This window comes from Microcystis sp. LE19-84.1B (genome assembly GCF_027531875.1).
In the GTDB taxonomy this organism is placed as follows: Bacteria; Cyanobacteriota; Cyanobacteriia; order Cyanobacteriales; family Microcystaceae; genus Microcystis; species Microcystis panniformis.
In genome coordinates this window covers 1-3,327 of sequence record NZ_JAPZSR010000092.1, presented here as the reverse complement: position 1 = coordinate 3,327, position 3,327 = coordinate 1, and the positions used below count along the sequence as shown (strand labels likewise).

Sequence of the window (3,327 nt, the reverse complement as noted above, 5' to 3'; positions counted from 1 at the left end):
CTGTGGCTGGTTCAAACCAAACATCGATTTCTTGGACTTCACTCTTGACTTTCTTGCTCTTTTTAATCGTTCCTAGAGACGCTAAGAGTTCCTCTAAATATTCCTTGGCAAATTGGTCGTGAATTTGGCGAGTCATTGCAGGGGATAATGAAGCTGAGAAAGTGCATTAACAATCTTGTTAGATCATAGCAAGTTTTGAGAATTTATCGGCTCTCTTATTCTTTGTGTAACAAGTTTAACTTAAGTAGCTGGTTATAATTAAGTTAAAAATGGATTTTAGGTTCGATCCCCCCTGCCCCCCTTGATAAGGGGGGTGTCTGATAACTTTTAACGCCTACCTACTTATATAATAGCGATCGGTCTTTGTGTCCTTTGTGTCTCTGTGGTTCTTTACACTCATTGCTTAAAGGCCCCTTCTCAAGTTCCCAGAGCTTAGTCACCAATATTCCGAAAGTGACGGAAAAGGGATAATCTTCCACTCAATTGCCCAAAAAAAAGGCTAGAATCGAAATATAGTATCGATCGCTAGAGATTTTTGATGAATTACAAAAAATTTTGCTTGGCTTTTTTGCTGTCCCTTATCCTCATCAACACTGGATTAGTTATGCCTAGTTACGCAAACCCAAGAGAATTGAGAACAATTACCGTGACGGGAGAAGGAATAGAAAATATCGCCACTTCTAAAGCAATAGTGCGCTTAGGGGTAGAAGTTCAAGGCAAAGAAGCGGGTAAGGTGCAGCAGGAAACCGCCAATCGTAGCGATGCGGTGGTTAAATTTCTCCGTTCCCGTCAAGTGGAAAAATTGGAAACCACCGGCATTAGTTTACAGCCCAATTACGACTTCAGCAACAATCAAAGACGTTTAATCGGTTATATCGGGGCTAATTTGATTAGTTTTCAGATTGATATAGCCCAAGCGGGGAGTTTAATCGATGAAGCGGTGAAAGTCGGGGCAACACGCATCGATGGGGTAAGTTTTACTGCTGGGGAATCAGCGATCGCAGCTGCCCAAAGAACCGCTCTCATCAAAGCCACGGAACAAGCTAGAGAACAGGCCACAATCGTGTTACAGGCCCTCGGTTTATTGCCGAAAGAAACGGTTTCTATCCAAGTGGGTAATACCAGTAATCCCGTGCCAATAGCCCGCTCAGAAGCGGTTTTTCGGAGTGCCGATGCTGCCAGTAGCCCGGTTATCGGAGGGGAACAAACCCTGCGGGCTGCTGTCACCCTCGAAATTAGCTATTAACATAACCTTTAGCTATCAGTTAAGCTGTACTGCATTTAAACTGCCTATTGAGTATTTTAGTACAAATGCTCGAACTCTCTCTCCTCGCTCTCCTGCTCATAGACAGTCCTAAGGAGTAATTTAGATAGTCAACAGCTTAAAATCAGCACCGATGCTCGGAAAATCTAGAAAACTTTCGCCCTCATCCGTGAATTATCCTAACTTTTTACCCACTGTTAGCGAGGGATTGAGCGAAGATACCTCCCTTGCTCTCCTCGAAAATATCCAACAAATTGCCATCGATAGCCCCATCTATCCTCGATCGATTCTAACTACCTATAGTCAACAAGGGCAAGGTCAACCGCCTTTTCTCCTCCTGCACGGTTTTGATAGTTCCCTGCTGGAATTTCGGCGTTTACTACCCTTACTCGCCCAAAATAGGGAAACTTGGGCGATAGATCTACTCGGCTTCGGTTTTACTGAGCGAGAGCCAGATTTAGAAGTATCTCCGAAAACTATTAAAAGCCATCTTTACCATTTCTGGCAAACTGCGATCGCCAAACCGCTGATTTTAGTCGGTGCTTCCATGGGGGGTGCAGTGGCCCTCGATTTTGCCCTCTCCTACCCGGAAATAGTGGCGAAATTAGTCCTGATTGACAGCGCAGGACTAGCTAATCCCCCAGTCTTGGGTAAATTGATGTTTTCTCCCCTCGATAAGTGGGCAACTAATTTTTTAGCCAATCCCCGCGTGCGTCAAAATATCAGTCGTACTGCCTATTTCGATCAAACTTTGGCCACTGTTGATGCTTGCACCTGTGCTAATCTGCACTTAAATTGTCCCCACTGGAGTGAGGCTTTAATCTCCTTTACCAAAAGTGGTGGTTATGGGGCATTTTTACCGAAATTAAGCCAAATAAACCGAGAAACTCTGATTATTTGGGGAGAAAACGATCAAATCTTAGGCACAAAAGACGCGAAGAAATTTCAGCAGGCTTTACCTAATAATCAACTGGTCTGGATTCCTCGCTGTGGTCATGTTCCCCACCTCGAAAAACCAGAACTTACCGCGGCCGCGATAGTTAAATTTGCGATCTAAAAACTTATAATGGGATTATTTGACCCTATAGTGCCAACTTTTATGAAATTTTTGCCGATCGCTCTCGGTACATTCAGCCTTCTGAGTTTATCTGTCAATATTCCTGCTACTGTAGCCACACAACAGCTTTTTTGTCAAGGCCGCATGAATAACGGTTGGTCCTATTCGGCAGAATTTCTCAATGGACGTTTTGAACGCATTCGCTGGACGCGTTCCGGTCAACCCCCCCAAGTTTCTAGCCTTAGTTTTAAAAATACTAACAACAAAGGACAACCGATTTATCGTGGCAGTCTATTCGCCGCAGTCAGTGTGACTCTGATAGATTTATCGAAAGGAGATGTCCGTCCTGGTTCGCAAATTTCCGTAGGAGTGGAAGAATGGGGTTGGTCGCGGGGAAAATGCGCTCTTTCTAACCGTTGACATCCTCACCACCTTAAACGGACGGTGATTCCTCACCACGCCACCTTTTTAGAATGGTCGCGTCAATGGGGTTAACGCTCCACAGGACGCTGCTTCTTTAACAGAAGTCTTACGCTTTCCGACCCGTCCGTTTAAAGTCTCCGATTGCCCACCGGCGACCTTGATATTTACCGCAGCATTGATGTCTCGATCATGGAAAGTCCCACAGAAAAGACATTCCCACTCACGGATATTTAACGCTTTCTTACCGCCGATATTCCCACAACAGGAACATCGCTGAGACGTTGGCTCCCATCGGGAAATTATCCGAAAATCACGCCCATATTTATCAGACTTTGCCGATAGCATATCTCGAAAAGAACGCCATCCTAAGTCTGATATGGCACGGGACAACTTCCGATTTGGTAATGATTCGGTAGTAGTGGCGTAGCTCTCTTGCTTACCCGGTATGAATTGTGTAAAATATTTATTAATAAAAATAATTGGAACCCGCTCAGTCTTTAAACCTCTAGCTTGCTCATGACTTTTCTGATAAATATCTTTTGCAGAAAAATAAAAAACAGAAAGCGGAAAAAGAAGCAAAGCT

General features: G+C 44.2%; 4 protein-coding genes. 3 read left to right on the top strand and 1 reads right to left on the bottom strand.

Features of this window, described 5'->3' with window-relative positions; all coding sequences use genetic code 11:
• Positions 1 to 538: 538 nt before the first annotated feature.
• The 3 genes from O9324_RS05630 to O9324_RS05620 all read left to right on the top strand — a co-directional run bounded on the left by O9324_RS05630 (position 539) and on the right by O9324_RS05620 (position 2,741).
• A complete protein-coding gene (locus tag O9324_RS05630) occupies positions 539 to 1,246 on the top strand; it encodes an SIMPL domain-containing protein (protein ID WP_288139674.1) in 708 nt (235 codons plus the stop codon).
• A 151-nt stretch (positions 1,247 to 1,397) separates the two neighbouring features.
• Complete coding sequence (locus tag O9324_RS05625; protein ID WP_287628780.1) at positions 1,398 to 2,321, top strand: alpha/beta fold hydrolase; 924 nt, start codon at positions 1,398 to 1,400, stop codon at positions 2,319 to 2,321.
• A gap of 42 nt (positions 2,322 to 2,363) precedes the next feature.
• Positions 2,364 to 2,741, top strand: coding sequence for a hypothetical protein (locus O9324_RS05620; RefSeq protein WP_002769310.1), 378 nt, complete (start codon positions 2,364 to 2,366; stop codon positions 2,739 to 2,741).
• A gap of 48 nt (positions 2,742 to 2,789) precedes the next feature.
• On the opposite strand, the gene O9324_RS05615 is transcribed toward O9324_RS05620, so the two are convergent.
• The coding region (locus O9324_RS05615) for an RNA-guided endonuclease InsQ/TnpB family protein (RefSeq protein ID WP_288139673.1) at positions 2,790 to 3,327 on the bottom strand (538 nt) is incomplete at its 5' end.